At 67.2% G+C, this 24,018-nt stretch carries 29 protein-coding genes; 16 read left to right on the top strand and 13 right to left on the bottom strand.

Features of this window, described 5'->3' with window-relative positions:
- Nucleotides 1–4: 4 nt before the first annotated feature.
- Both thrB and rnhA read left to right on the top strand, forming a co-directional pair.
- On the top strand, nucleotides 5–970 hold the full coding sequence (gene thrB, locus GGR25_RS07940; RefSeq protein WP_183398207.1) for a homoserine kinase: 966 nt from the start codon (nucleotides 5–7) through the stop codon (nucleotides 968–970).
- A complete protein-coding gene (rnhA, locus tag GGR25_RS07935; protein WP_183398206.1) occupies nucleotides 967–1,455 on the top strand; it encodes a ribonuclease HI in 489 nt (162 codons plus the stop codon). The genes thrB and rnhA overlap by 4 nt, the downstream gene beginning before the upstream one ends.
- Before the next feature lie 3 nt (nucleotides 1,456–1,458).
- On the opposite strand, the gene GGR25_RS07930 is transcribed toward rnhA, so the two are convergent.
- Complete coding sequence (locus tag GGR25_RS07930; RefSeq protein ID WP_183398205.1) at nucleotides 1,459–1,941, bottom strand: peroxiredoxin; 483 nt, start codon at nucleotides 1,939–1,941, stop codon at nucleotides 1,459–1,461.
- A gap of 66 nt (nucleotides 1,942–2,007) precedes the next feature.
- Complete coding sequence (locus GGR25_RS07925) at nucleotides 2,008–2,850, bottom strand: protein-disulfide reductase DsbD domain-containing protein (RefSeq protein WP_246409456.1); 843 nt, start codon at nucleotides 2,848–2,850, stop codon at nucleotides 2,008–2,010.
- A 165-nt stretch (nucleotides 2,851–3,015) separates the two neighbouring features.
- Here GGR25_RS07925 and GGR25_RS07920 point away from each other — a divergent pair, with 165 nt between their 5' ends.
- Nucleotides 3,016–3,627 (top strand): YqgE/AlgH family protein, encoded by a 612-nt coding sequence (locus GGR25_RS07920; protein WP_183398203.1) that lies wholly within the window; start codon nucleotides 3,016–3,018, stop codon nucleotides 3,625–3,627.
- A 6-nt stretch (nucleotides 3,628–3,633) separates the two neighbouring features.
- On the opposite strand, the gene GGR25_RS07915 is transcribed toward GGR25_RS07920, so the two are convergent.
- From GGR25_RS07915 to coxB, 8 genes are all read right to left on the bottom strand, one after another.
- Nucleotides 3,634–4,395 (bottom strand): SURF1 family protein, encoded by a 762-nt coding sequence (locus GGR25_RS07915; protein WP_183398202.1) that lies wholly within the window; start codon nucleotides 4,393–4,395, stop codon nucleotides 3,634–3,636.
- Between the two features lie 33 nt (nucleotides 4,396–4,428).
- Nucleotides 4,429–4,839 (bottom strand): DUF983 domain-containing protein, encoded by a 411-nt coding sequence (locus GGR25_RS07910; RefSeq protein WP_183398201.1) that lies wholly within the window; start codon nucleotides 4,837–4,839, stop codon nucleotides 4,429–4,431.
- 62 nt (nucleotides 4,840–4,901) lie between these two features.
- Nucleotides 4,902–5,741 (bottom strand): cytochrome c oxidase subunit 3, encoded by an 840-nt coding sequence (locus GGR25_RS07905; protein ID WP_183398200.1) that lies wholly within the window; start codon nucleotides 5,739–5,741, stop codon nucleotides 4,902–4,904.
- A 21-nt stretch (nucleotides 5,742–5,762) separates the two neighbouring features.
- Nucleotides 5,763–6,395: a cytochrome c oxidase assembly protein gene (locus GGR25_RS07900; protein WP_183398640.1), complete on the bottom strand. Its 633-nt coding sequence runs from the start codon at nucleotides 6,393–6,395 to the stop codon at nucleotides 5,763–5,765.
- A gap of 8 nt (nucleotides 6,396–6,403) precedes the next feature.
- Nucleotides 6,404–6,598: a hypothetical protein gene (locus GGR25_RS07895; protein ID WP_183398199.1), complete on the bottom strand. Its 195-nt coding sequence runs from the start codon at nucleotides 6,596–6,598 to the stop codon at nucleotides 6,404–6,406.
- Nucleotides 6,595–7,527 carry a heme o synthase gene (cyoE, locus tag GGR25_RS07890; protein ID WP_183398198.1) on the bottom strand — a complete coding sequence of 311 codons (933 nt, stop codon included), beginning with the start codon at nucleotides 7,525–7,527 and terminating at the stop codon, nucleotides 6,595–6,597. Before cyoE ends, GGR25_RS07895 begins: the two co-directional genes overlap by 4 nt.
- A 61-nt stretch (nucleotides 7,528–7,588) precedes the next feature.
- Nucleotides 7,589–9,211, bottom strand: coding sequence for a cytochrome c oxidase subunit I (ctaD, locus tag GGR25_RS07885; protein WP_183398197.1), 1,623 nt, complete (start codon nucleotides 9,209–9,211; stop codon nucleotides 7,589–7,591).
- Nucleotides 9,212–9,289: 78 nt separating this feature from the next.
- Nucleotides 9,290–10,201, bottom strand: a complete 912-nt coding sequence (coxB, locus tag GGR25_RS07880; RefSeq protein WP_183398639.1) for a cytochrome c oxidase subunit II — start codon at nucleotides 10,199–10,201, stop codon at nucleotides 9,290–9,292.
- A gap of 322 nt (nucleotides 10,202–10,523) precedes the next feature.
- Here coxB and GGR25_RS07875 point away from each other — a divergent pair, with 322 nt between their 5' ends.
- From GGR25_RS07875 to GGR25_RS07850, 6 genes are all read left to right on the top strand, one after another.
- Nucleotides 10,524–11,285, top strand: coding sequence for an invasion associated locus B family protein (locus tag GGR25_RS07875; protein WP_183398196.1), 762 nt, complete (start codon nucleotides 10,524–10,526; stop codon nucleotides 11,283–11,285).
- A gap of 11 nt (nucleotides 11,286–11,296) precedes the next feature.
- The gene (locus tag GGR25_RS07870; protein WP_183398195.1) at nucleotides 11,297–11,908 is read left to right on the top strand and encodes a pyridoxamine 5'-phosphate oxidase family protein; all 612 of its coding nucleotides are present in this window, start codon (nucleotides 11,297–11,299) and stop codon (nucleotides 11,906–11,908) included.
- Nucleotides 11,909–12,030: 122 nt separating this feature from the next.
- Nucleotides 12,031–13,209: a GGDEF domain-containing protein gene (locus GGR25_RS07865; protein ID WP_183398194.1), complete on the top strand. Its 1,179-nt coding sequence runs from the start codon at nucleotides 12,031–12,033 to the stop codon at nucleotides 13,207–13,209.
- 92 nt (nucleotides 13,210–13,301) lie between these two features.
- Complete coding sequence (gene tldD / locus GGR25_RS07860) at nucleotides 13,302–14,726, top strand: metalloprotease TldD (protein ID WP_183398193.1); 1,425 nt, start codon at nucleotides 13,302–13,304, stop codon at nucleotides 14,724–14,726.
- Nucleotides 14,727–14,895: 169 nt separating this feature from the next.
- The gene (locus GGR25_RS07855; protein ID WP_183398192.1) at nucleotides 14,896–15,117 is read left to right on the top strand and encodes an alkylphosphonate utilization protein; all 222 of its coding nucleotides are present in this window, start codon (nucleotides 14,896–14,898) and stop codon (nucleotides 15,115–15,117) included.
- Between the two features lie 143 nt (nucleotides 15,118–15,260).
- Nucleotides 15,261–15,647 carry a DUF2147 domain-containing protein gene (locus tag GGR25_RS07850; protein ID WP_183398191.1) on the top strand — a complete coding sequence of 129 codons (387 nt, stop codon included), beginning with the start codon at nucleotides 15,261–15,263 and terminating at the stop codon, nucleotides 15,645–15,647.
- 21 nt (nucleotides 15,648–15,668) lie between these two features.
- Here the strand turns inward: GGR25_RS07850 and pdxH are convergent, their stop codons facing one another.
- Entirely contained in the window at nucleotides 15,669–16,271 is a 603-nt protein-coding gene (gene pdxH / locus GGR25_RS07845; RefSeq protein ID WP_183398638.1) for a pyridoxamine 5'-phosphate oxidase, read from the bottom strand.
- Nucleotides 16,272–16,383: 112 nt separating this feature from the next.
- Between pdxH and GGR25_RS07840 the strand changes: the two genes are divergently transcribed.
- Both GGR25_RS07840 and GGR25_RS07835 read left to right on the top strand, forming a co-directional pair.
- Nucleotides 16,384–16,887, top strand: a complete 504-nt coding sequence (locus tag GGR25_RS07840; RefSeq protein ID WP_183398190.1) for an RT0821/Lpp0805 family surface protein — start codon at nucleotides 16,384–16,386, stop codon at nucleotides 16,885–16,887.
- A 171-nt stretch (nucleotides 16,888–17,058) separates the two neighbouring features.
- The gene (locus GGR25_RS07835; protein ID WP_183398189.1) at nucleotides 17,059–18,042 is read left to right on the top strand and encodes a DnaJ C-terminal domain-containing protein; all 984 of its coding nucleotides are present in this window, start codon (nucleotides 17,059–17,061) and stop codon (nucleotides 18,040–18,042) included.
- 6 nt (nucleotides 18,043–18,048) lie between these two features.
- Here GGR25_RS07835 and GGR25_RS07830 read toward each other — a convergent pair whose 3' ends face one another.
- Entirely contained in the window at nucleotides 18,049–19,053 is a 1,005-nt protein-coding gene (locus GGR25_RS07830) for an L-threonylcarbamoyladenylate synthase (protein ID WP_210299846.1), read from the bottom strand.
- A gap of 188 nt (nucleotides 19,054–19,241) precedes the next feature.
- On the opposite strand from GGR25_RS07830, the gene GGR25_RS07825 reads away from it, so the two are divergent.
- Nucleotides 19,242–19,991 (top strand): enoyl-CoA hydratase-related protein, encoded by a 750-nt coding sequence (locus tag GGR25_RS07825; protein WP_183398187.1) that lies wholly within the window; start codon nucleotides 19,242–19,244, stop codon nucleotides 19,989–19,991.
- A 36-nt stretch (nucleotides 19,992–20,027) separates the two neighbouring features.
- Nucleotides 20,028–20,954, top strand: coding sequence for a histone deacetylase family protein (locus tag GGR25_RS07820; RefSeq protein ID WP_183398186.1), 927 nt, complete (start codon nucleotides 20,028–20,030; stop codon nucleotides 20,952–20,954).
- Nucleotides 20,955–20,963: 9 nt separating this feature from the next.
- Here GGR25_RS07820 and GGR25_RS07815 read toward each other — a convergent pair whose 3' ends face one another.
- Nucleotides 20,964–21,422, bottom strand: coding sequence for a host attachment protein (locus GGR25_RS07815; RefSeq protein ID WP_183398185.1), 459 nt, complete (start codon nucleotides 21,420–21,422; stop codon nucleotides 20,964–20,966).
- Nucleotides 21,423–21,580: 158 nt separating this feature from the next.
- Here GGR25_RS07815 and GGR25_RS07810 point away from each other — a divergent pair, with 158 nt between their 5' ends.
- The 3 genes from GGR25_RS07810 (at nucleotide 21,581) to GGR25_RS07800 (ending at nucleotide 24,015) form a co-directional block, all read left to right on the top strand.
- A complete protein-coding gene (locus GGR25_RS07810; protein WP_183398184.1) occupies nucleotides 21,581–21,826 on the top strand; it encodes an exodeoxyribonuclease VII small subunit in 246 nt (81 codons plus the stop codon).
- A 99-nt stretch (nucleotides 21,827–21,925) separates the two neighbouring features.
- Nucleotides 21,926–22,846 carry a pirin family protein gene (locus GGR25_RS07805; protein ID WP_183398183.1) on the top strand — a complete coding sequence of 307 codons (921 nt, stop codon included), beginning with the start codon at nucleotides 21,926–21,928 and terminating at the stop codon, nucleotides 22,844–22,846.
- A 101-nt stretch (nucleotides 22,847–22,947) separates the two neighbouring features.
- Nucleotides 22,948–24,015 (top strand): aromatic ring-hydroxylating dioxygenase subunit alpha, encoded by a 1,068-nt coding sequence (locus GGR25_RS07800; RefSeq protein WP_183398182.1) that lies wholly within the window; start codon nucleotides 22,948–22,950, stop codon nucleotides 24,013–24,015.
- Nucleotides 24,016–24,018 lie beyond the last annotated feature (3 nt).

Genomic DNA, 24,018 nt, shown 5'->3' with positions numbered 1-24,018 from the left:
ACGAATGGCCGTCTATACCGAGATCGCCGACGAGGAGCTCGAGCGCTTCCTTGCGGGCTATGAACTGGGCGCCCTGCTCTCCGTGAAGGGCATCGCCGAGGGCGTCGAGAATTCCAACTATCTGATCGTCACCGAGGCCGGCCCGCATATCCTCACGCTCTACGAGAAGCGCGTCGATCCGACGGATCTACCCTTCTTCATCGGGCTGATGGAGCATCTGGCCGCGCGCGGCCTCACCTGCCCGCAACCCGTGCGCAATCGCGCCGGCGAGGCGCTCGGGGTGCTGGCCGGCCGTCCGGCCGCGATCGTGACGTTCCTCGAAGGCATGTGGATACGCCGCCCGCGCGTCGAGCACTGTGCGCAGGTGGGCGAGGCGCTGGCCCAGCTCCATCTCGCCGGCGAGGGCTTCGCGATCCACCGTCGCAACGCGCTCTCGGTCGATAGCTGGCGTCCGCTCTTCCAGCGTTCGGAGGAAGGGGCCGATACCGTCCTGCCGGAGCTCGGCGCCGCGATCCTCAGGGAACTCGACCATCTGGAGCAAAACTGGCCGCGGGATCTGCCGGCGGGCGTGATCCATGCCGACCTCTTTCCCGACAATGTCTTCTTCCTCAAGGGCCACCTTTCCGGCCTGATCGACTTCTATTTCGCCTGCAATGATTTCCTCGCCTATGACGTGGCGATCGGCCTCAATGCCTGGTGCTTCGAGGCGGATGGGGCGCTCAACATCACCAAGGCGCGCGCCCTGCTCGCCGGCTATCAGCGCGTGCGCCCGCTCGGTGCGGACGAGATCGCCGCGCTGCCGCTGCTGGCGCGCGGATCGGCGCTGCGCTTCCTGCTGACGCGGCTCTATGACTGGCTGAACGTGCCACCCGGCGCGCTCGTCGCGCCGAAGGACCCGCTCGAATATTGGCGCAAGCTGCGCTTCCACCAGTCGGTCGACGACGCCGGCGCATATGGAATGGATCTTTGAACGATACGGCAAACGAAGGCGCGCGCGTCGCGATCTGGACGGATGGCGCCTGTTCCGGCAATCCCGGCCCCGGTGGCTGGGGTGCGGTGCTCGTCTATGGCGACAAGGAGAAGCTGCTCAAGGGCGGCGAGGCGCTGACCACCAACAACCGCATGGAGTTGATGGCGGCGATCGAAGCGCTCAGCGCGCTGTCGCGGCCCTGCGCCGTCGATCTGCACACCGATTCCCAATATGTGAAGGGCGGCATCACCGGCTGGATTCACGGCTGGAAGAAGAACGGCTGGAAGACCGCCGACAAGAAGCCGGTCAAGAATGTCGATCTGTGGCTGAAGCTCGACGAGGCGCTCGTGCGCCACAAGGTGACCTGGCACTGGGTCAAGGGCCACGCCGGCAACGAAGCCAACGAGAAGGCGGACGAGCTGGCCCGGGAGGGCATGGCGCCGTTCAAGACGAAGCGACGCCCTGCCCTGCCGAATGTTGGATAGCGCTCAGAGCGCCTCGAGGATCGCCGCGGCGCCGGAGACGTTCACGCCCGGCTCTTCCTCGATGTTGAGCAGCTTCACGACGCCGTCCTCGACGATCATCGCATAGCGCTTCGAGCGTACGCCGAGGCCGTTCGGAACGAGGTCGAGTTCGAGGCCGAGCGCCTTGGTGAACTCGCCCGAGCCGTCGGCCAGGAAGAGGATCTTGCCGTCGCCGCCGGTCGCCTTGGCCCAGGCGTCCATGACGAAGACGTCATTGACCGAGACCACGGCGATCTCGTCGACGCCCTTCGCCTTGATCGCGGCATACTGCTCGACATAACCCGGCAGATGGTTGCGATGGCAGGTCGGCGTGAAGGCGCCGGGAACGGCGAACAGCACGACCTTCTTGGCCGAGAAGATGTCGGCGGTGGATTTCTCGACGACGCCGTCGGGCGTCATCACGCGGAACTTGGCGTCGGGCAGGCTTTCGCCGACCGAGATCGTCATGGAAGAACTCCTCAGGCTGTGGGGAACGGCTTTTTGTTTGGAGGGTGGCTCGCGCCGTCGGCCAGACTAATGTCCCGCGCCGGTTGCGTCGAGATGGAAGCGCCGCTCGGTCGCGGCGTCGCCCTCGGTCAGGGTGAGGCGGATCTCGGCGCCGTCGATCGGCGTCGTCGCCGACTTGCGGTCGACCGCGAAGCGAAAGCGCGTGACGCCCTCTTCCTCTGCGTCAGCGGCCGCCGGCGGGGCCGGATACCAGTCGGCGGGCGTCTCCGCGAACAGCAGCACATCGTCTGCGCTGCCGGCGTGGATCTCGGCCTCGAAGACGGGCGCGCGGTCATCGCCGTCGACGCGCTTCAGCGCGAGGATCTCGAACTCCCCCGGGCGTCCCGGGCCCGGCAAGGCGGCGCGCGCTTCCCGGATCAATCCGTCGGCAGCGTTGTCGCGATCGTCCGCCGGCACATCCAGCACCGCCTTGATCGCGACGGGAAGGCAGACCTCATCGCAGACGCCAAGATCGGCCGCGAGATCGAGGCGCACCGGCTGGCCAGCCGTGGAGGGTGCGACGCGGACCGGCAGCGCGACGCGGTCGTGATAGACATTCGAGGCCGCGAAGCCGTCGTCGGAGCGCTCGGGCGCCGGGAACTCGACCTCGGCGCCCCCCGCGTTCCGCGAGGCGGAGAAGTCGAAGCGCGGCGGAATGCCGGCGTCGCCGGGGCTGCGCCAATAGGTCTTCCAGCCCGGTTCCAGCTCCATCTCGATCAGGCCCTGCAGCGCGCCGCTCTCATCATGCGTCGCGACCAGGCGAAGGCGGACGTGCTCGCCCTCGACCCACTCGCCGATCGCGGCATGGGCGGGCATGGCGACGGCCAGCAGGGCGAAGGGAGCGAGACGGGCAAGGCGCAGGCGGGGCATCAAGGTTCGCGATCCTCGGCATTTGCGGTCGGATGGCTCTATCGGCTGGGGGCCGCCTTGAACAGGCCGACGCCGCGCCCGCCGCCCCCGGCGCGATCATAAGTTCGTGTTTCGCCCAAGCGGCCTTAGCTTTCCTTTTGCCGGCGCCGTGATAGGCTTTCTTGCATGAGCGAGAGACCCCATCGCGCGTCCGGCCTCGGCGGCTATCTCGACGGGCATTTCCTGATCGCGATGCCCGGCATGGAAGACGACCGCTTCGCGCGCGCCGTCGTCTATCTCTGCGCCCATTCCGCCGAAGGGGCGATGGGCATCGTCGTCAACCAGCTCGTGCCGCAGATCGAGTTCGTCGATCTTCTGGTGCAACTGGATATCCTGCCCGAGGGTCCCGAGATCCGCGTTCCGGCTTCGGTGAGCCGGATGCTGGTGCAGCGGGGCGGTCCCGTCGAAACCGGTCGCGGCTTCGTGCTGCACAGTGCGGACTATTTCATCGAGAACTCGACCATGCCGATCTCCGAGTCGGTGTGCCTGACGGCCACGCTCGATATCCTGCGGGCCATCGCCTATGGCTCGGGCCCCGAAAGCGCCATGCTCGCGCTCGGCTATGCCGGCTGGTCGGCCGGACAGCTCGAGCGGGAGATCCAGTCGAATGGCTGGCTCCATTGCGAGGCGAGCGCCGATCTCATCTTCGACCGCGACCTCGACAGCAAATATGGGCGCGCCATGGCGCTGCTCGGCGTCGATCCCTCGATGCTGTCCGGTGATGCAGGGCACGCCTGACGCTAGTCAGTGCCGCCGACGGATCACGCCGCGCGCGAACACCGCATAGACCGCGACGAGGGCCAGCGCGAGCCCGTACCACGTCACCGCATATTGCAGGTGGTTGTTCGAGAAGATGATGGTCGTCTCCCCGCCCTGCGGCAGGCCGCCCGGATTGGGCGTGGCATCGGCATCGATCGAATAGGGCGCGACGCTCGCCGTCGGGAGGCCGGCAGCCGCAGCAAAGCGGGCCGGCTCCCGCGCGAACCATTCATTGTCCTTCGGCGCACTCTCGGCGAGGAGACGCCAGGGCGTCTCGGGCCGGCGCGCGAGGCCGGTCACCGTCACGCGGCCCTCGACCTGCCCCTCGGGGCGTGTCGTCGCCGCCTGCCGCCCATCCGGGACGAAGCCGCGATTGACATAGACGATCCAGCCTTCGTCCGTCTTGAGCGGGGTGAAGACCCACCAGCCGACGCCGCCGAGCGGTCCCCGCGGCTTGGAAATCTGGCCGTAGAGATGCGCCTCCGCATCGTTCAGGAAGACGCCGGAGACGGTCACGGGCGTGTAGTCGAAATCCGCGATGTCGAGCGTCGGCCACGCGGCCGGGCCGGGCGCGGGAACCGGCGCGAGGGCCGTGCGCGCCTCGACCTGCGCGATCAGCGCTTCCTTCCAGCCGAGACGGCGAAGCTGCCAGGTTCCGAGGCTGCAGAGGATCGCGAAGACGATGAGCGTTGCGATGGTCGGCGCGACAAGGCGGCGCCAGGTCGGGAGAGTGGCTCGATCGGCCATGGTTGGCTCACGCCTCGCTGCGCCGGCCGGCGGTCAGCCTTCGACCCGCCCCTGCTCGGCCTTGGTGCGGTACTGGATCGCGATCATCAATCCCTTGAGCGGACGCAGGAGACCGAGCGACAGGCCGATCACCAGGGGAAACCACAGGATGATGTGCACCCAGATCGGCGGCTGGAAGGTGAATTCCACATAGAGCGCGAGGAACGCCACGATGAAGCCGACGATCATGATGACGAAGACGGCGGGGCCGTCGCCGGAATCGATGAAGCTGTAGTCGAGGCCGCAGACGCGGCAACGCGGCTCGAGCGCCAGGAAGCCCTTGAAGAGCCGGCCCTGGCCGCAGCGCGGGCAGAGCCCGCGCATGCCCGTCTGGCCCGGCGAGAGCGGCGGATAGAGCGCCGTGTCCCGCGGCTGTGCCGCCGGGGTTCCGTCCGCCTCGCTCATGACTCATCTCCCGAGAGGAGGAAGAGCCGCCGAGAGCGGCGGCTCCTTTGCCGCGGCCTGGATCAGGCCGCGTGGATCGGCGCGCCCCAGCCACCCCAGACATAGATGGCGAAGAAGAGGAACAGCCAGACGACGTCGACGAAGTGCCAGTACCAGGCCGCCGCCTCGAAGCCGAAATGCGCCTTGGGCGTGAACTGGCCGGCCAGCGCCCGCAGCAGGCAGACGATCAGGAAGATCGTGCCGATGAAGACGTGGAAGCCGTGGAAGCCCGTCGCCATGAAGAAGGTGGCGCCGTAGATATTGCCGCCGAACGAGAACGCCGCATGCGTGTACTCGATCACCTGCACGCAGGAGAAGATCACGCCGAGCACCACGGTGAGGAGGAGGCCCCACTTCAGGCCTTCGCGATCGTCATGGATCAGCGCGTGATGCGCCCAGGTGATGGTCGTGCCCGAGGTGAGCAGGATCAGCGTGTTGAGCAGCGGCAGGTGCCAGGGATCGAAGACCTCGATGCCCTTCGGCGGCCAGTGCCCGCCGGTGAACTCGTAACGCGCGACGTTCTGCGCCTCGCTGGCGAAAAGGCTCGCATCGAAGAAGGCCCAGAACCACGCGACGAAGAACATGACCTCCGACGCGATGAACAGAATCATGCCGTAGCGCATGTGCAGCTGCACGACGCGGGTGTGATGGCCCTGCTGGCCCTCACGGATCACGTCGGTCCACCAAGAGGCCATCGTGTAGAGCACGATGAGCAGGCCCGGGATCAGCCACAGCAGCGATTCGCCGTGCATGTAGGCGACGGCGCCGAGCGCCATCGCGAACGCGCCGACCGCACCGAGGACGGGCCAGGGGCTCGGATTGACGAGGTGGTAGTCGTGGTGCTTGGCGTGGGCTTCAGCCATGAGGATCTCCCCCGGTCCTTGTCAAAGCGGCTTCCCCGAGTTCGTCGCGTCGTTCGACGCCAGCGGGGCCGGCTTGGCCTCCGCGCTCGGGTAGAATGTGTATGAGAGTGTGATCGTGTCGGTGAAGCGGTTGTCGGCATCCTCGAGGATCGCCGGATCGACGAAGAACGTCACCGGCATCTCGACCTTCTCACCCGCCTTCAGCGTCTGCGAATTGAAGCAGAAGCAGGCAATCTTGTTGAAGAAGCGCCCGGCCGAATCCGGCTGTACGTTGAAGCCGGCCTGGCCGCTCGATTCGGCGCCCGTCCGGTTCTCCGCGAAGAAATTGACCTTGGCGACCTCGCCGAGCCGGACCTTGATCTGCCGCTGCTCGGGCCGGAAGGCCCAGCCGATGCCGTTGGCGACATTGGCGTCGAAGCGCACGATGATGGTCTTCTCGCTCGGCACGGCCGGCGCAGTCTCGGCGCGCTGCGTCGTGCCGCCATAGCCGGTGACCTGACAGAACAGCTTGTAGAGCGGCACGGAGGCGAAGGCGGCGCCCAGCATCGCCGCGCCGAACACGGCGCAGGCCGCGGCGGTCACCGCGAAGGAACGCCGACGCGGCTCGGCCTTGGCGGCCTCGCTCTTCGTGCTCTCGTGCTGGCTCGCGTCCATCATTGGCCTCAGAGCGTCCGGTTGAGCACGTTGCCGCCCATGCGGACGATCGTGACGGCCCAGAACAGGATGACGAGCGCGCCGAGCGACAGTCCGATCGCGATCGAACGGGCACGGCGGCGGCGCAGCTGCGCCTCCGTCAGGCGGATGCCCTCGAGCTCGACGGGCGGGGCGACGGGCTTCTCTTCGGGGCCGGCGTTCATGCGATCAGGCCGGCAAGCTGGGCCACGCGCTCGGCGAGCAGCATGGCGAAGAGCAGGAAGAGATAGAGGATCGAGAAGGCGAAGAGGCGCTTCGCGGCCTTCATCGACGTGTCGGCTGCGTCCATGCGGAAGACGCGGATTGCGAGCACGACGAACGCGACGCCGAGCAGACCCGCGAGCACGCCATAGGCCGGCGTGGCGAAGCCGAGGATCGCCGGCAGCACGCCGAGCGGCGCGAGTAGCAGCGAATAGAGCAGGATCTGGCGCTTGGTCTCCGCGACACCCGACACGACGGGCAGCATCGGAATGCCGGCGCGGGCATAATCGTCGGACTTGAACAGCGCCAGCGCCCAGAAATGCGGCGGCGTCCACATGAAGATGATCAGGAAGAGCACGATGCTCTCGAGGCTGACCGAACCGGTGACGGACGCCCAGCCGATGATCGGCGGGAAGGCGCCGGCGGCTCCGCCGATGACGATGTTCTGCGGCGTCCAGCGCTTCAGCCACATCGAATAGATGACGACGTAGAAGAAAATGGTGAAGGCGAGCAGCGCGCCGGCCACGGGATTGACGAGGACGGTGAGGACCAGCACCGACAGCCCGGCCAAGGTGAGGCCGAAGGCGAGCGCCTCGCTGCGCGTGATCCGGCCTGCGGGAATCGGACGGTTCCGCGTGCGGCTCATGACGCGGTCGATATCCGCGTCGTACCACATGTTGAGCGCGCCCGACGCCCCGGCGCCGACCGCAATCGACAGGATCGCCGCGAAGGCGATCACCGGGTGAATTCCGCCGGGCGCCAGCACGAGGCCGGTCAGCGCGGTGAACACCACCAGCGACATGACGCGCGGCTTCAGCAGGGCAATGAAGTCCGAAGGGCCGGCCAGTTGGCCGGCCTCCGTCTCGATACCCTCGATCTGCACGTCAGACATTTTCTTCATCCATCCGGAGCGGGCGGGACGGCAGTCCCTGCCCGTCCCGCGGCCTTTTTCGTCAGTGCTTCACGTCGCCGATGCGCGGCAGGACTTCCCACTGGTGGAAAGGCGGCGGCGAGGAAAGCTGCCATTCGAGCGTCGTCGCGCCCTCACCCCACGGATTGTTCGGGGCGGGGATCTTCTTCAGGAAGGCGTCGATGACGCCATAGAGGAAGATCAGCACGGCGAAGGCGGAGATGTAGGAACCGATCGAGGAGACGAAGTTCCAGCCCCACATCGCGTCCGGATAATCCGCATAGCGGCGCGGCATGCCGTCGAGACCGAGGAAGTGCTGCGGGAAGAACACCAGGTTCACGCCGACGAAGGTGACCCAGAAGTGCAGCTTGCCGATGCGGTCGCTGTACATGTAGCCGAACATCTTCGGGAACCAGTAGTACCAGCCGGCGAAGATGGCGAACACGGCGCCGAGTGACAGCACGTAGTGGAAGTGCGCCACCACGAAATAGGTGTCCTGGAAGGAGCGGTCGAGGCCGGCATTGGCCAGCATCACGCCCGTGACACCGCCGACGGTGAACAGGAAGATGAAGCCGATCGCCCACAGCATGGGCGCCTTGAACTCGATCGACCCGCCCCACATCGTCGCGATCCACGAGAAGATCTTGATGCCGGTCGGCACCGCGATGACCATCGTGGCGGCCACGAAATAGGCCTGCGTCTCGAAGGAGAGGCCCGTCGTGTACATGTGGTGCGCCCACACGACGAAGCCGACGACGCCGATGGCGACCATGGCGTAGGCCATGCCGACATAGCCGAAGATGGGCTTGCGCGAGAAGGTCGAGATGATGTGGCTGATGATGCCGAAGCCCGGCAGGATCAGGATGTACACCTCGGGATGGCCGAAGAACCAGAAGAGGTGCTGGAACAGGATCGGATCACCGCCGCCATCGGGCTTGAAGAAGGTGGTGCCGAAATTGCGGTCCGTCAGCAGCATGGTGATCGCGCCGGCGAGCACGGGCAGCGAGAGCAGCAGCAGGAACGCCGTCACGAGCACGGCCCAGGCGAAGAGCGGCATCTTGTGCAGCGTCATGCCAGGGGCGCGCATGTTGAAGATCGTGGTGATGAAGTTGATCGCGCCGAGGATCGACGAGGCACCGGAAATGTGCAGCGCGAAGATGGCGAGATCGACCGCCGGACCCGGCTGGCCCTCCGGGCCGGAGCCCGAGAGCGGGACATACATTGTCCAGCCGCCGCCGACGCCGTGCTGGCCGGCCGCGCTCGGCATGAACATCGAGATGATGAGCAGCAGCAGCGAGGGCGGGAGCAGCCAGAACGAGATGTTGTTCATGCGCGGGAAGGCCATGTCCGGCGCGCCGATCATGATCGGGACGAACCAGTTGCCGAACCCGCCGATCATCGCGGGCATGACCATGAAGAAGATCATGATCAGGCCGTGCGCCGTCACGAAGGTATTGAAGACGTAGGGATTGCCGAAGATCTGGAGGCCCGGCTGCTGCAGCTCGAGGCGAATGCCGACCGACAGCGCGCCACCGATGATACCCGAGAAGATCGCGAAGATCAGGTACATCGTGCCGATGTCTTTGTGGTTGGTCGAATAGACCCAGCGCCGCCAACCGGTCGGATGATCGTGGTGATCGGCAGTATGCGCAGCACCCGTGGCCATGGCCTGCTTCCCTTCCCTGAATTCACAGCCTCACCGCCTTGGCGGCGGGAGGCCCTCAATCAATGTCCCGCGAGCGCCTCAGCGCACCGCGACGTCAACGTTGCTCTCGGCCTCGGCCACCTTCGGGCCGTCGGTCTTGATCGACGCCATCAGCGACTTGTAGGCGCCGGGCAGATCGGTCTTGGCCGTCTCGACCCAGGCCTTGAACTGCTCGGGCTTCACGACGCGGATCGCGATCGGCATGAAGGCATGGTTGATGCCGCACAGCTCCGAACACTGGCCGTAATAGACGCCCTCGCGCTCGGCGAGGAACCAGGTCTCGTTGAGGCGACCGGGGACCGCGTCGATCTTGAAGCCGAAGGCCGGCACGGTGAACGAATGGATCACGTCCTGGCCGATGACCTGCATGCGCACGACGGTGCCGACTGGGACGATCATCTCGTTGTCGACGGCGAGGAGGCGCGGCTGGTTGGCCGGGTCCGTGCGCTGGTCGTCGGTCAGCATGGTCGAGTCGAAGGCGACGCCGCCATTGTCCGGATATTCGTAATTCCAGTACCACTGAAGGCCGGTCGCCTTCACGGTGAGGACCTTGGCCGGATCATAGTCCTTGATCACGCGGCCCGGATCCTGCTGGGCGAAGAGCAGCGAGAAGGAGGGCACGGCGATCGCGATCAGGATCAGGATCGGCGCGACCGTCCAGACCACCTCGATCATAGTGTTGTGCGACGTCTTCGAAGGCGTCGGATTGGCCTTCGCGTTGAAGCGCACCATCACATAGATCAGCAGGGCCAGAACCAGAATCACGATGGCAACCATCGCGATCGTGATGCCGGTGCCGAACCGGTTGATCATATCCATGATCGGTGAAGCCGGCTCCTGGAACCACATCGCCCACGGGGTCGGCTGCGCAGCCGAGGCGGCGCCCGCAGACGCGCCCCAGACAGCAGCGACGGCCCCCGCCAGCGACAGCCAGGACACCGGACGCGTCATCGACTTCGCCACCTCGTCACTCCCTTTTCGTACCGCCTTCAAGGCCCGAACCCCTCCCGGTGCCGGCCCGGCCTCCGTTGCGCCATTTTCCGCAACAGTATAGGCCGAAGCAAATCAGCTTTCACGGCGATTTCGGATTCGGCCGAATATCGCCCGACACAAATCACATTGCGCCCTCGACCCGCAACGGTGGATCGATCGAAATGATGCGGCAAATCGCGCCCTGTTGCTCCAGATCAAGGCGCAGCGCGGCTCTGCCTCTCGGCGATGGGTCGTGCGATAAGAACGAAGCGGACGCGAACGAGATGAGGAGACCGGCCCCTTGAAGGTCAATCTTGCGGCAACCCTGAGCGGCGCGGCCTGGCGCCCGTCCCGAATCGCCCGTCTGTCGGGCTTCGCCCTGCTCGCGGCCTTCTGCCTGCTGCATGCCGGCGGCGCTTCGGCGCAGGGCGTCTCGCGCGGCAAGGACGGCGACTGGGAGACCCGTTGCGACAAGCCGCCGGGCGCGCAGGAGGAGGTCTGCTCGATCATGCAGTTCGTCTCCGCCGAGGACCGCCCCAATGTCGGCCTCGCCGTCGTCGCGCTGAAGACCGTCGACAAGAAGGCGCAGATCCTGCGCGTGCTCGCCCCGCTCGGCGTCTATCTGAAGCGCGGTCTCGGCGTGTCGGTCGGCACGGTCGTGTCGTTCAAGTCGCCGCTCGGCGACGGCGACAAGCCGGGAACCGTGACGGTCACCGTGCCCGCCAATGTCGATGCCAAGCAGGGCGACATCCTCGTGCGCGCGGACAATAACGAGTTCATGCGCATCGTCGCCATGACCGACCGCACCGCCACCGTGCAGTGGAACGGCGACAAGCCGGCCAGCGTCGGGATCTCCGAGGTGTTCCAGAATCTTGGCGCCGTGGGCTTTGACCGCTGCCTGCCGGATGGCTGCGTCCTCGACGTCGATCTGACGCCGCAGGTGCTCGACATGCTGCGCAAGGGCACCACCGCCCTCTTCTATGTCTACCAGACCCCCGATGACGGCTTCGGCATCCCGGTCTCGCTAAACGGCTTCGCCGCCGGCTTCGACAAGCTGCCCTGAGGGAGGCCGATATGGCTGCGATCGAATCGCTCGACCAGCTCCGCGCGCTCTATGGCGCGCCGCATGGCCGCGCGGTCGCCAAGCAGCTCGACCGGCTGGATCGGCATTGCCGCAGCTTCATCGCGCTGTCGCCGTTCCTGATCCTCGCCACGCAGGGTGCGGACGGGCTCGGCGACGCGACGCCGCGCGGGGATCATCCCGGCTTCGTCTCCGTGCCCGACGACCACACGCTGATCATCCCCGACCGGCCGGGTAACCGACGGCTCGATTCGCTGTCCAATATCGTGGAGCGCCCCGGCGTCGGCGTGCTGTTCCTCATTCCCGGCGTGGACGAGACGCTGCGCGTCAACGGCACGGCCGTGATCGATGACGATCTCGCGCTCCGCGAGGCGCATCGCGTTGAGGACAATCTGCCGGCGACCGTCCTCGTCGTCAGCGTGAAGGAAGCCTATCTCCAGTGCGCCAAGGCGTTGATGCGCTCGAAGCTCTGGTCCGACGAGACGAAGATCGAGCGCTCGCGCCTGCCGAGCATGGGCGAGATGCTCAAGGACCATACGCGGTCCCAAGAGACGCCTGAGACGCAGGAAGCGATGCTGGCGCGCTATCGCGGCGCCCTCTATTGAGAATGCGCGACAGTTCGCAGGGGACGATGACCGGTACCGGTTCGCGCGACGACCATGAGGCTCGGCCTGAATAGCGGGTCGAGCTCCGGTCGTTCCGACCCGCTCCGGTCTCGACGCACACCATGGTTGTCGACCTTCTCACGATCTACATCGTGGTGCTGCTGAACGCGGCGACGCTGACCATGATCTGGTTCGCCATTTGGCGGTCATATCCAGGTTTTGACGCCGCCCGGATCTGGACCTTTGCCGCGGGCAGCACGGCCCTTGGCGGCGTCGTTCTCATGGCGGCGGAACCGACGCAGTCCAAAGCGCTGCTCCTCGGCGGCAATGCGATCGTCCTGCTCGGCTATTGCCTCTCCTGGATCGGCGTCCGCCGGTTTCTGGGCCGGCCCGAGCCCTGGCGGGCCACCGCCATACTGATCGTCCTTTCGATCGGCCTGCTCTATCTGTTCCAGGACAGCCGAACGGCCCGCAATCTGATCTACGCGGCGGGACAATCGCTCCCACTGCTGTTCGCGATCATGGAATTGCGGCGTGGCGGCCGGCCCGCGGCCGGCTTCGCCATGGCGGGCTGGGGCATGACGGCGAACATCCTCGCCCGCCTCCTCTGCTTCGGTGCCGTCGCGGCCCACGCCAATGGCGCGGCGACCTTCGAGGTCTATAGCGCGATCTACACGGCCGGCATCCTCGCCCAGATCTTCACGACGATGGTCTGGAACTTCGGCTTTGTCATGATGGCGATCGACCGGCTGCGCGGCGAGTTGCTGGACATGGCGCTCGTCGACGAGCTGACGGCGCTCGCCAATCGCCGGGCCTTCCATGAACGCGGCGCGGCGGCGGTCGCCCACAGCGTCGCCACGGGCGATCCGCTGGCGCTGCTCGTCGTCGACCTCGACAATTTCAAGCAGATCAACGACGAGTTCGGCCATGCGGCGGGCGATGCGAGCCTCGGCCATTTCGCGCGGCACGCGGCCGCCCGCCTGGCGCCGGAGGCGCTGCTCGCCCGCACCGGCGGCGACGAGTTCTGCCTGCTGCTGCCCGGAATGGACCTCGACGCCGCAGCGGAGACCGCCGAGACCCTCGTCGCCTCGTTCCGGTCCGCCCCGCTCGTCTGGCGCGGCCAGGCGATCCGGCTGACGGTCAGCGTCGGCATCGCCGCTCTGCCGTCTGCCGGCGTCGCGGATATCGAGGCGCTGATCGATCTTGCGGATGGCGCGCTCTACGCGGCCAAGCGGCGCGGCCGGGACGGCTATATGACCGCCGAGCCGGACGAGCCCGGTCCGGTCGCGATCCTCGACTGACCGGCACTCTTCCGCGCGTCCTGCGTTTCGGGGGTGCGAAACGCGTCCGGCTCTCCTATCTGTTGAACTCGTTCCCTGCCCCGGAGCCTGCCATGTCCGACGATACCCATTCCATCCTCGCCAGAGCCGGCCTCGACCGCGACGAGACCGAGGCCGTTGTCGCCGCCGCGCTCGCCGGGGCCGAAGATGGCGAGCTCTATCTCGAATATGCGCAGTCCGAGGGCCTCGTCTTCGACAATGGCCGCCTTTCGGGCGCGAGCTACGATACGCGCCAGGGCTTCGGCCTCCGGGCGGTGTCGGGCGAGGCCGTCGGCTATGCGCATTCGGGCGAGATTACGCTCAATTCGATCCGCCGCGCCGGCGAGGCCGTGGCCGCCGTGAAGGGCCCACGCTCCGGCGTGCTCGCGGCGCCGCCGGCCGGCACCAATCGCGTGCTCTATACCGACGAGAACCCGCTCGGCAGCCCGAGCTTCGCCGAGAAGGTCTCGCTGCTGGAGACGATCGACGCCTATGCGCGGGCGAAGGATCCGCGGGTCAAGCAGGTCTCGGCCTCGCTCGCCGGCTCCTGGCAGATCGTCGAGATCCTCAGGCCCGACGGCACCTTCCGCCGCGATATCCGCCCGCTGGTGCGCGTCAATGTCTCGCTCGTCGTCGGCGATGGCGACCGGCAGGAGCAAGGCTCCTATGGCATGGGCGGGCGCGAGGGCTTCGGCCAGTTCGTCACGACCGAGCGCTGGCAGCACGCCGTCGACGAGGCGTTGCGTCAGGCGCTGGTCAATCTCGACGCCGTCCCCGCGCCAGCGGGCACCTTCGACGTCGTGCTCGGCCCCGGCTGGCCGGGCGTCATGCTGCATGAGGCGGTCGGCCATGGCCTCGAGGGCGATTTCAATCGCCGCGGCGAGAGCGCCTTTTCAGGCCTGATGGGCCAGCAGGTGGCAGCAAAGGGCGTCACAGTCGTCGACGACGGCCAGATCGCCGGCCGGCGCGGCTCACTCTCCTTCGACGACGAGGGCACGCCGACCCAGGCGACGACGCTGATCGAGGACGGCATCCTCGTCGGCTACATGCAGGACCGCCAGAATGCCCGCCTGATGGGCATGCAGCCGACCGGCAATGGCCGCCGGCAGTCCTACGCCCATGTCCCGATGCCCCGCATGACCAACACGATCATGCGCGGCGGCGCGCACGACCCGGCGGAGATCATCGCCTCGGTCAAGGACGGGCTGTACATGGTCTCGTTCGGCGGCGGCCAGGTCGATATCACCAGCGGCAAGTTCGTGTTCGGCTCGACCGAGGCCTACCGGATCGAAAACGGCAAGATCGGCGCGCCGGTCAAGGGCGCCATGCTGATCGGCAACGGGCCGGAGGCGATGCGGCGCGTCTCGATGGTCGGCAACGACATGGCGCTCGATCTCGGCATCGGCACCTGCGGCAAGTCGGGCCAGGGCGTGCCGGTGGGCGTCGGCCAGCCGACGCTGCGCATCGACCAGATCACGGTTGGCGGCACGGCGACCTGAGGCCGCGTCGATACGGCGCTTGCCAGTCCCACCATCCGCTCATTAGGAGGCGGGTGCGGCACATGCCGCGCCCGCGCCATGCGCTCGCCCGGCGGCCATTGTTCGCGCCGGCGGCCGCTTTCCGGCGCGCTGCCACAGCGGGCCGGATCATGGCCGCGGAAGGAAGACAATGAGCGACGATATCGTCAGAGACAGCAACGGCAATCAGCTCAATGACGGTGATTCCGTCACGCTCATCAAGGACCTGAAGGTCAAGGGCACGTCCGAGACGATCAAGCGCGGGACGCTGGTCAAGGGCATCCGCCTGACCGGCAATACCGGCGAGATCGAGTGCAACACCAAGCAGGTCAAGGGCCTCGTCCTGAAGACCGAATTCCTGCGCAAGGCCTGAGGCCCCAGGCAAAGCACCAATTTTCGCCTCCACCTCTTGCCGGCGCGCGATCACGGAACATCTTCACGATTCCGGGAGCGGCTGCTCGTTCTGACGGCGCGGCTCCCGATCGTCGCAACCGGATCGCGCCCATAGAGGTCTTGATGCTTCGCCGCCCCACCCTGCTACGCCTGATCGGCTTGTCGCCCATCGTCCTCGCCACGCCCGACGCCATGGCCGCGCCCGAGATCAATGGCGTCTGGGCGCGGGGCGATGGCAACGCGCATGTGCGCATCGCGCCTTGCGGCGCGGATCTGTGCGCCGTGAACATCTGGGTGAAGGACACCAGCAAGGGCGAGGCCGTCGGCGACACGCTGGTGATGATGGTGAAGCCCCAGGCCCCCGGTCGCTATACCGGCACGGCCTATGACCGGAAGCGCAAGCTGACGGTGTCGATGGATATCAGCGTCGAGCCGAAGCGCCTCAAGAGCCGCGGATGCGTGCTCGGCGGACTGGCCTGCCGCAGCGTCTCGTGGAGCCGGCTGCACTGAAGCGGCCGGCGCGCGCCGCGATCAGGGATAGAGCCGGTCCTTCGACCATTCGCCCAGTTCCGGGGTTGCGCGGCGGAACACCACGCGATCGTGCAGGCGGAAGGCGCCATCCTTCCAGAATTCGATCTCGACGGGGCGGATGCGGAAGCCCGACCAATGCGCCGGGCGCGGTATGTCGCCGAGCGGATATTTCATCGCGACGGCGGCGACCGCCTTTTCGAGGGCGAAGCGGGATTCGAGCGGTCGGGACTGCTGCGAGGCCCAGGCGCCGAGCCGGCTCTGCCGGGGCCGCGTCGCGTAATAGGCGTCGGCTTCCTCGTCGGTGACGATCTCGACAAGGCCACGCACGCGGACCTGTCGGCGCAGCGACTTCCAGTGAAACAGCGCCGCGGCCTTCTTCTGCGACAGAAGCTCACGCCCCTTGGCGCTCTCGAAGTTCGTATAGAAGACGAGGCCCGCCTCGTCGAAATCCTTCATCAGGACCATGCGGACATTGGGCAGGCCATCCGGATCGACGGTGGCCAGCGCCATGCCGTTGGGGTCGTTCGGTTCGGACTTCTCCGCCTCCAGCAGCCAGCCGGCGAAGAGCGCGAAAGGATCGGTCGCCTCGGTGAAGTCACCCATCATTAATCAACATTTCCGATAGTGGGGACGCGGGGGGCGCCCGGAGCGGTTGGATGTCGCGATTGCACAGACATATAGCGGCCATGCGTGCTCCGGCCAACCGGGCCGCCGCATGACGTTTCGCCCCGCCTGCCTGCTGCCTTTCCCCTGCCTGGCCTTGAGCCTGGCCGTCTTGGGTCTGGCCGGCTGCAGCGTCGCCCCGCTCGGCGGCGACAATGAACTCGACATGACCACCACCGGCTCGATCGCGCGCGCCGCGCCGGCCGAGCCCGCCGCGCCGCTCGGCTATGCCGCGGCGCCGGAGAAGCCGAAAAGCGTGATCGACGGCGTCGCGCCGTCGGACTGGGAGCGGATCCGTCTCTTCGCGGCGACGAACGTGACGCAGGCCAAGGTCGGCGAGGTGCTCGACTGGACCAATGCCGATACGGGCTCGAACGGAACCATCGCGCCGCTCGCCGCCATGCGCCCCGCCACCGAGGGGCGCGAATGCCGCGCCATCGCGCTGACGATCAGCGACGTGCGCGGCATACGCCGCTATCAGGGCGACGCCTGCCACACGCCGGACGGCATGTGGCAGCTCTTCGATGTCGTGCCGGAAGACACTGCTCTACTGTAGCGCATTGATTCGCTTTCGCTGTTGAGCGGCCACGGGGCGCTCCGCCGGCGGCGGAGAATGCGCATCTCCGCATGGCGGGTGACTGGAATCCGGTTATCGGCCTCCCTATATCCAATCGATCCCGGGGCTGCCTTTAGACCGGGATGAAATCTGCCCTTCGAGGGGGTTTTCATGCGTGATCCATACGAGGTGCTCGGCGTCGGTCGGACGGCGAGCGAAGCCGAGGTCAAGAAGGCGTTCCGCCGCCTGGCCAAGGCGCATCATCCCGACCGCAACAAGGACGATCCCAAGGCGCAGGAGAAGTTCGCCGAACTCAACTCCGCCTATGAGATCGTCGGTGACAAGGACAAGCGCGAGAAGTTCGACCGCGGCGAGATCGACGCCGACGGCAAGCCGCGCTTTCAGGGTTTCGAAGGCTTCGACCCGCGCACGGCGCAGGGCGCCGGTGGCGGCGCGCGCTCCTTCCGCTGGTCGACCGGCGGCGCGGGCGCCGATGACGACATCCTGAACGACATTTTCGGCGGCTTTTCCGGCTTTGGCGGTCAGGGCGGCTTCGGGGGCGGCGCTGGCTCGGCGCGCTCGGGCTTTGGCGGCGGGGCGCGCGCCCCACGCCGCAGCCGCGGCGAGGACGTGACCGCTCATGTCGCCGTCACGCTCGAGCAGATCGCGAATGGCGAGAAGGCGCGCGTCGAACTGCCGACCGGCAAGACGCTCGAAATCGCCATTCCTCCCGGAACGCGCGCTGGAAAGTCGATCCGCCTGCGTGGCCAGGGCTGGGCGAGCCCGGATGGCGGGCCGGAAGGCGACGCCATGGTGACGGTCGATTTCGTGCCGCATCCGCTGTTCAAGCCGGAAGGCGAGAATCTGCGGCTCGAACTGCCGATCTCGCTGGACGAGGCGATCCTCGGCGCCAAGGTGCGCGTGCCGACGCTCAGCGGCAGCGTCACGACGACGGTGCCTGCCGGCTCCAATGGCGGTCGCGTGCTGCGCCTCAAGGGCAAGGGCCTGCCGACGTCAACCGGCGGCCATGGCGACCTGCTCGTCGCGCTCAAGATCGTGCTCCCCGAGACGATCGATCCCGAGCTCGAGGCACTGATGCAGCGCTGGCGCGAGGAGAAGCGCTATTCGGCGCGCGGTCCGGAGTTCGGGGGCTAAGCCGACCTAGCCAGGCCGCGGCGCCGCTGCGCGTTTCAGCCTGTCGACGATCGCTTCGCCGAGCCCCTCGCCGGGGATCGGCATGACGGCGATCGTCGGCGCCGTGCCGTCGAGCTCGCGCAGCGCCGAGAACAGCCGAGCGGCGGCCTCGACGAGATCGCCGGCGGGGCTCAGATTGACGGTCGCCGCCGCCTGGTCCGCGCCGGGCGGCAGGTCGGAACCGAAGGCGAGCAGCGCCTCGCCCGGCCGCACATCCCGAACATCCAGACGAAGCGCCGCATTCGGCGCGTAATGGGAAAGCAACTGCCCCGGCGATGTCGGGGCTTCGCCTTCGCCCGGCGCGCTCGTCCGCAGCGCCCGCCCGGCGACCTGCTCGATCGCGGCGCGCGGCAGGCCGCCGGAGCGCAGCAGGAAGATGTCCTCGCCTTCGACTTTCACAATGGTGGATTCGACGCCGACCGCGCTCGGTCCGGCATCGAGCACGAAGGCGACGCCCTCCGCGAAATCCGCGTCGACGTGTTCGGCCGTGGTGGCGCTGACATGGCCGGAGCGATTGGCGCTCGGCGCAGCGAGCGGACCGCCGAATTCGGCCAGAAGCGCCCGTGCGACCGGATGGGCGGGAACGCGCACCGCGAGCGTGTCCAGCCCGGCGGTCACGAGTTCGGAGACCACCGCCCGGTTCGCGAGCGGCAGCACCAGCGTCAGCGGCCCCGGCCAGAACTCTTCAGCGAGCCGCCGCGACAAGGGATCGAAGCGGACCAGCCGCTCGGCCGCCGTCCGATCCGCGACATGGGCGATCAGCGGGTTGAAGCGCGGCCGTCCCTTGGCCGCATAGATCCGCGCCACCGCCTCGCCGTTCCGCGCATCGGCCGCCAGGCCATAGACCGTCTCGGTCGGCATGGCGACAAGTTCGCCCCGGCGCAGCGCGGCCGCCGCCCGGCCGATGGCCGATGGATCATCCTTTGCGTGCAGGATCGCGATGCTCACCGTCTCTCTTGTCCCGAAAGGCAACCCGACGTCGGGTCCAGGCCGGTGAAGAGCCGCACGACGGCGTGATCCGTCAAGCCCCGTCGATGGCAGTTGCTTATTTGCGACTTGAATTGAATGATATAAGAACCGCTGCGTGCTGGACTTTGAGGGACGAACAAAAACGAAGCGGCACGAGAGGTGAGGATGAGGATCGCGGGACGGACGACCGCATGAGCGCGGGGGTCGAAGTCGAGACACGCGCCGGTGTGACGGTCATCAGGCTCGATCGGCCGGAAGCGGAGAACGCGCTGACGGTCGCGATGCTCAGCGCCGTCGCCGATGCGCTGGTCATCGGCGAGCGCGATGGCCGCGTCCGCGCCTTCGTCCTGGCCGGAACGCCGGGCTGCTTCTCCGTCGGCAGCGATCTGCGCGAACTGCTCAATTTCGCAGACAATGGCCGCACCGACGACGGCATCGCCCGTTTCTTCAAGACCCTCGCCACCGTCGAGAAACCCATCATCGCCGCGGTCGACGGCCTCGCCATGGGGCTCGGCGCCACGCTCCTGTTTCATTGCGACTATGTCGTCGCGAGCGAATGGTCGGCCTTCGAGGCGACCTCGATCGAGCTCGGACTGGTCCCGGATGCGGCCTCGACGCTGCTCGCGCCGCGGCTGATGGGCCATCTGCGCGCCTTCGAGTTCCTCGTGCTCGGCGAGCGCTTCGATGCCCAGAGGGCGCATGAATGCGGGCTCATCAACAGCATCGTCGCGCCGGAAATGGTCGAGGCGACGGCGATGGAGATCGCGACGCGGCTCGCTTCGCGCTCGACCGAAGCCGTCGGCATCGCGCGACGGCTGATGCGCGGCGACCGGCGCGAGATCCTGTCGCGGATCGATCAGGAAGCGGCGGCCAATGCGGATCGCCTCCGCTCGCCTGTCGCACGTGACACGCTCGTGGCCTATATGCGGAAGGCGCGCTGAGCCGTCCCGGCTCCGGACGAACTGGAGAGCCGAGCCATGACGACGCTCCTGATCCACCACCCGATCTTTGCCCAGCATCTCGTGCCCTTCGGCCATCCGGAGCGGCCCGAGCGGATCGTCGCAGTCGAGACCGTTCTCGCCGAGGCGCGCTTCGACGCACTCATCCGCCGGCAGGCGACCATGACGGATGCCGAGACGATCCTCACCTGCCATCCGCTCGCCCATCTCGATGCGATGCGCACCGCCAGCCCCTCCGAGGGCATGGTTCGGCTCGACGCCGACACGATCATGTCGCCGAAGACGCTGGAGGCAGCGCTGATCGCGGTCGGCGGCGCCTGCGACGCGGTCGATGCCGTGCTCACCGGCGTGGCCGACAACGCGTTCTGCGCGATGCGCCCGCCCGGCCACCACGCCGAGCCGACTCACGCCATGGGCTTCTGCTTCTTCAACCAGGCGGCGATCGCCGCGCGCCATGCGCAATCGAAGCACGGCATCGGCCGCGTCGCGATCGTCGATTTCGACGTCCATCACGGCAATGGCACGCAGGCGATCTTCTGGGACGATCCCTCGGTCCTCTACGCCTCGACGCACCAGATGCCGCTTTATCCCGGCACCGGAGCCGCCTCGGAAACGGGCGCCGGCAATATCGTCAACGCACCGCTGCCGCCGGGCGCGGGCGGCGAGGAATTCCGCGAGGCCTTCGAGGATCGCATCCTGCCGGCGCTCGATCGCTTCGCGCCGGAACTCGTCATCGTCTCGGCCGGCTTCGACGCGCACGAGCGCGACCCGCTGGCGAGCCTCGAACTGATCGAGGCGGATTTCGCCTGGGCGACGGCGGTCCTGATGGAGCGGGCCGATCGCTTCGCCGGCGGCCGGCTCGTCTCGGTGCTGGAAGGCGGCTACGACCTCAAGGCGCTCGCCGGGTCGGTCGCAGTCCATGTCGAGACGCTGATGGGGCGCTGAGCCGCGCCGCTACAGCGTGCTCTTGCCCGTCAGATGCCGCTCGATCTCGTTGGTCGGCAAATGCGCGAGGTCCTTGGCGATCTCGGCCGTGAGCGCAGCACGGACGACATCGCCGAAATGCTGCCGGAGAATGCCGAGCGCCTTGGGCGGCGCGACGACGAACAGCCCCTTCGGCTTCTCGGATGCGACCAGCTTGCCGAGATCGGCAGCGACCATGGCCAGGAACTCGACTTCGCCCGCCTCATGGAAATCGGTCGTCTCGACGGCGCTGCGCGCGCTGCCGTGCGATTGGTAGACACGGCCGGGTCGGTCGGTGCCGAGGTCGTGCGCCGGCGCCTCGAACTCCGCAAAGTGCTCGACCGCCTTCAGGTTGACCAGTTCGGCGTCGCCCTCGTTGCGGAAGAGCAGCGCCTTGGCGCCGTCGCAGACCACCACCAGCGCATGCCTCGGAATCGTGATGTGTTCCATCTGCCGTTCTCCCTCTCGATAGCGATGAACCGTTCCTCGTGACGACAACGGCGCCAGGCGCCGCCGGTTCGCCTTGATTTCCGTCAACGAAGCCGTCTCGCGCTTGCACCCGGCGCGCCGATCGCCCAAAAAGAGGCCGACGAAGTGGAGAACGAACCATGTCCGACGCCAGCGCCGTTGCCGGCCTTTCCTTCGAGAAGGCGCTCGCCGAACTCGAGACGATCGTCGGGCATCTGGAGCGCGGCGACGTGCCGCTCGAGGAATCGATCAAGATCTATGAGCGCGGCGAGGTGCTGAAGAAGCACTGCGAGGCGCTGCTCAAGCAGGCCGAAGCCAAGGTCGAGAAGATCCGCACCGGCGCCTCCGGCGAAGCGATCGGGACCGAGCCGCTCGACGTCGAGTAGCCGGACACGTCAAAGGCTGAACAGGCCGTCTTCTGCCGGTGCCCTTCCGCCGTCGCGCGGAGGCTCTATTCTCTCTCCAGCACACGAGGGAGAGCCACCATGAGCCCCAGCGATCATGATCCGATCTATGGCGATGCCGCGTCGAGCGAGGCGATCGAGCTGATCGTCGTGCCGCGCACCGTCGATGTCGCCGGCTTTCCGGTGCGCCGGGCGTTGCCGACGGCCAAGCGGCGCCTCGTCGGGCCGTTCATCTTTCTCGACCAGATGGGGCCGAGCGAATTGCCCGTCGGCGAGGGGCTCGACGTGCGCCCCCACCCCCATATCGGGCTCGCGACGGTCACCTATCTCTTTGACGGCGAGATCGTGCATCGCGATTCGACCGGCGTCGAGGCGTCGATTCGTCCGGGCGACGTCAACTGGATGACGGCCGGGCGCGGCATTGCCCATTCCGAGCGCTCCAGCCTCGAATTCCGCACGCGGGCCAATGACCGGCTCGTCTCGGGGCTGCAGACCTGGGTCGCGCTGCCGAAGAGCCATGAGGAGACCGACCCGGTCTTCCATCATCACGACGCATCCGCCCTCCCCCTGCTCGACGATGGCGGCGCGCATGTCCGCGTGATCATCGGCTCGGCTTTCGGCGCGACCTCGCCGGTCGAGACCTATTCCGACACGATCTATGCCGAGTTCATTCTGGAGCCCGGCGCGAGCGTCCCGATCGACGCGGCCCATGTCGAGCGCGCGCTCTATCTCTTCTCCGGCGAAATCGAGATCGCCGGTGACGTCTTCGAGGGCGGCAGGCTGCTCGTGCTGCGCCCGGGCGATCCGATCACCGTCACGGCGCGCTCCAACGCCCGCTTCCTGCTGGTCGGCGGCGCGCCGATGGACGGCCCGCGCCACATCTGGTGGAACTTCGTCTCCTCCTCCAAGGAGCGCATCGAACAGGCCAAGGCCGACTGGGCGCATGGCCGCTTCGGCAAGGTGTTCGGCGACGAACGCGAGTTCATCCCGCTGCCGGAGTGACACCACCGCTCCGGCAAGGCCGGCCTGCCGCAAATTGATGCTTCTGCGGGGTCGGCGGGGTGCGGCATGATAGTTTCTGCCTCACACCGAAGGGGACGCTCATGCTCACCACGCGCCAGCCCGTCCTTCGTCGCTTCTGGTATGCGACGCATCGCCTGGAAGACCTCGCCGGCGGGCCGAAGCCGTATACGCTGCTCGGCGAGAAGATCGTGCTCTTCCTCGATTCCGCCGGGGAGCCGGCGGCGCTGATGGATCGCTGCTGCCATCGCACGGCGCGGCTTTCCAAGGGCTGGTGCAAGGGCGATCTGATCGTGTGCGGCTATCATGGCTGGGCCTATGACCGCACCGGCGCGCTGATCGAGGTGCCGCAATTCTCGCCGGACCAGATCGTGCCGCGCATCGGCGTGCACGCCTTCCACTGCGTCGCCCGCTATGGCTATGCCTGGGTGTGCCTCGGCGAGCCGCTTGGCGACATTCCCGAAATCCCGGAGGATTCGAACCCCGGCTACCGGCGCATCCAGCAGTTCCACGACATCTGGAAGACGGCGCCGCTGCGGCTCATGGAGAACTCGTTCGACAACGCGCATTTCTCCTTCGTGCACCGCGCGACCTTCGGCCAGATCACCCAGCCGGTGCCGGAGAAATACGAGATCAACGAGACGGATTACGGCTTCGAGGCGGAGACGATCGTCGAAATCAACAATCCGCCGCCGGCCTACCGCATCACCGGCTCGGACGCGCCGACGACCAAGCGCCATATGCGCAACAAATGGTTCATGCCGTTCTGCCGCCGCCTCGACATCGAATATCCGTCGGGCCTGCGGCACATCATCGTCAATTGCGCGACGCCGGTCGACGACGGCACGATCCACCTCGCCCAGATCCTCTACCGCAACGACAGCGAGGCGGATTGCAGCGCGGAAGAGCTGATCGCCTGGGACGCGGCGATCGTCGAGGAGGACCGCGACATCCTGGAGGCGACGGATTTCGACGCCACGATCGACATGAAGCGCAAGGTGGAGGCGCATATGCCCTCCGACCGGCCCGGCATGATCATGCGCCGCCGCCTGCTCAAGCTGCTGCAGGACCACGGCGAGGACGAGGTCTCGGAGGCGAGGCCAGCCGTCGCCGTGCCCGACATGCCCGCCTATGGCGTCAGCGTCGATTGAGGC

Source organism: Kaistia hirudinis (assembly GCF_014196455.1).
GTDB classification, from domain to species: Bacteria; Pseudomonadota; Alphaproteobacteria; order Rhizobiales; family Kaistiaceae; genus Kaistia; species Kaistia hirudinis.
This window is presented reverse-complemented; position numbering and strand designations above follow the sequence as displayed.

Excerpts from the sequence above, each read along its gene's own strand:
- thrB (WP_183398207.1), top strand. The coding sequence starts at position 5 with ATGGCCGTCTATACCGAGATCGCCGACGAGGAGCTCGAGCGCTTCCTT.
- GGR25_RS07930 (WP_183398205.1), bottom strand. The coding sequence starts at position 1,941 with ATGACGATCTCGGTCGGCGAAAGCCTGCCCGACGCCAAGTTCCGCGTG.
- GGR25_RS07925 (WP_246409456.1), bottom strand. The coding sequence starts at position 2,850 with ATGCCCCGCCTGCGCCTTGCCCGTCTCGCTCCCTTCGCCCTGCTGGCC.
- GGR25_RS07920 (WP_183398203.1), top strand. The coding sequence starts at position 3,016 with ATGAGCGAGAGACCCCATCGCGCGTCCGGCCTCGGCGGCTATCTCGAC.
- GGR25_RS07915 (WP_183398202.1), bottom strand. The coding sequence starts at position 4,395 with ATGGCCGATCGAGCCACTCTCCCGACCTGGCGCCGCCTTGTCGCGCCG.
- GGR25_RS07910 (WP_183398201.1), bottom strand. The coding sequence starts at position 4,839 with ATGAGCGAGGCGGACGGAACCCCGGCGGCACAGCCGCGGGACACGGCG.
- GGR25_RS07905 (WP_183398200.1), bottom strand. The coding sequence starts at position 5,741 with ATGGCTGAAGCCCACGCCAAGCACCACGACTACCACCTCGTCAATCCG.
- GGR25_RS07900 (WP_183398640.1), bottom strand. The coding sequence starts at position 6,395 with ATGGACGCGAGCCAGCACGAGAGCACGAAGAGCGAGGCCGCCAAGGCC.
- GGR25_RS07895 (WP_183398199.1), bottom strand. The coding sequence starts at position 6,598 with ATGAACGCCGGCCCCGAAGAGAAGCCCGTCGCCCCGCCCGTCGAGCTC.
- cyoE (WP_183398198.1), bottom strand. The coding sequence starts at position 7,527 with ATGTCTGACGTGCAGATCGAGGGTATCGAGACGGAGGCCGGCCAACTG.
- ctaD (WP_183398197.1), bottom strand. The coding sequence starts at position 9,211 with ATGGCCACGGGTGCTGCGCATACTGCCGATCACCACGATCATCCGACC.
- coxB (WP_183398639.1), bottom strand. The coding sequence starts at position 10,201 with ATGACGCGTCCGGTGTCCTGGCTGTCGCTGGCGGGGGCCGTCGCTGCT.
- GGR25_RS07870 (WP_183398195.1), top strand. The coding sequence starts at position 11,297 with ATGGCTGCGATCGAATCGCTCGACCAGCTCCGCGCGCTCTATGGCGCG.
- GGR25_RS07865 (WP_183398194.1), top strand. The coding sequence starts at position 12,031 with ATGGTTGTCGACCTTCTCACGATCTACATCGTGGTGCTGCTGAACGCG.
- tldD (WP_183398193.1), top strand. The coding sequence starts at position 13,302 with ATGTCCGACGATACCCATTCCATCCTCGCCAGAGCCGGCCTCGACCGC.
- GGR25_RS07855 (WP_183398192.1), top strand. The coding sequence starts at position 14,896 with ATGAGCGACGATATCGTCAGAGACAGCAACGGCAATCAGCTCAATGAC.
- GGR25_RS07850 (WP_183398191.1), top strand. The coding sequence starts at position 15,261 with ATGCTTCGCCGCCCCACCCTGCTACGCCTGATCGGCTTGTCGCCCATC.
- pdxH (WP_183398638.1), bottom strand. The coding sequence starts at position 16,271 with ATGGGTGACTTCACCGAGGCGACCGATCCTTTCGCGCTCTTCGCCGGC.
- GGR25_RS07840 (WP_183398190.1), top strand. The coding sequence starts at position 16,384 with ATGACGTTTCGCCCCGCCTGCCTGCTGCCTTTCCCCTGCCTGGCCTTG.
- GGR25_RS07835 (WP_183398189.1), top strand. The coding sequence starts at position 17,059 with ATGCGTGATCCATACGAGGTGCTCGGCGTCGGTCGGACGGCGAGCGAA.
- GGR25_RS07825 (WP_183398187.1), top strand. The coding sequence starts at position 19,242 with ATGAGCGCGGGGGTCGAAGTCGAGACACGCGCCGGTGTGACGGTCATC.
- GGR25_RS07820 (WP_183398186.1), top strand. The coding sequence starts at position 20,028 with ATGACGACGCTCCTGATCCACCACCCGATCTTTGCCCAGCATCTCGTG.
- GGR25_RS07815 (WP_183398185.1), bottom strand. The coding sequence starts at position 21,422 with ATGGAACACATCACGATTCCGAGGCATGCGCTGGTGGTGGTCTGCGAC.
- GGR25_RS07810 (WP_183398184.1), top strand. The coding sequence starts at position 21,581 with ATGTCCGACGCCAGCGCCGTTGCCGGCCTTTCCTTCGAGAAGGCGCTC.
- GGR25_RS07805 (WP_183398183.1), top strand. The coding sequence starts at position 21,926 with ATGAGCCCCAGCGATCATGATCCGATCTATGGCGATGCCGCGTCGAGC.
- GGR25_RS07800 (WP_183398182.1), top strand. The coding sequence starts at position 22,948 with ATGCTCACCACGCGCCAGCCCGTCCTTCGTCGCTTCTGGTATGCGACG.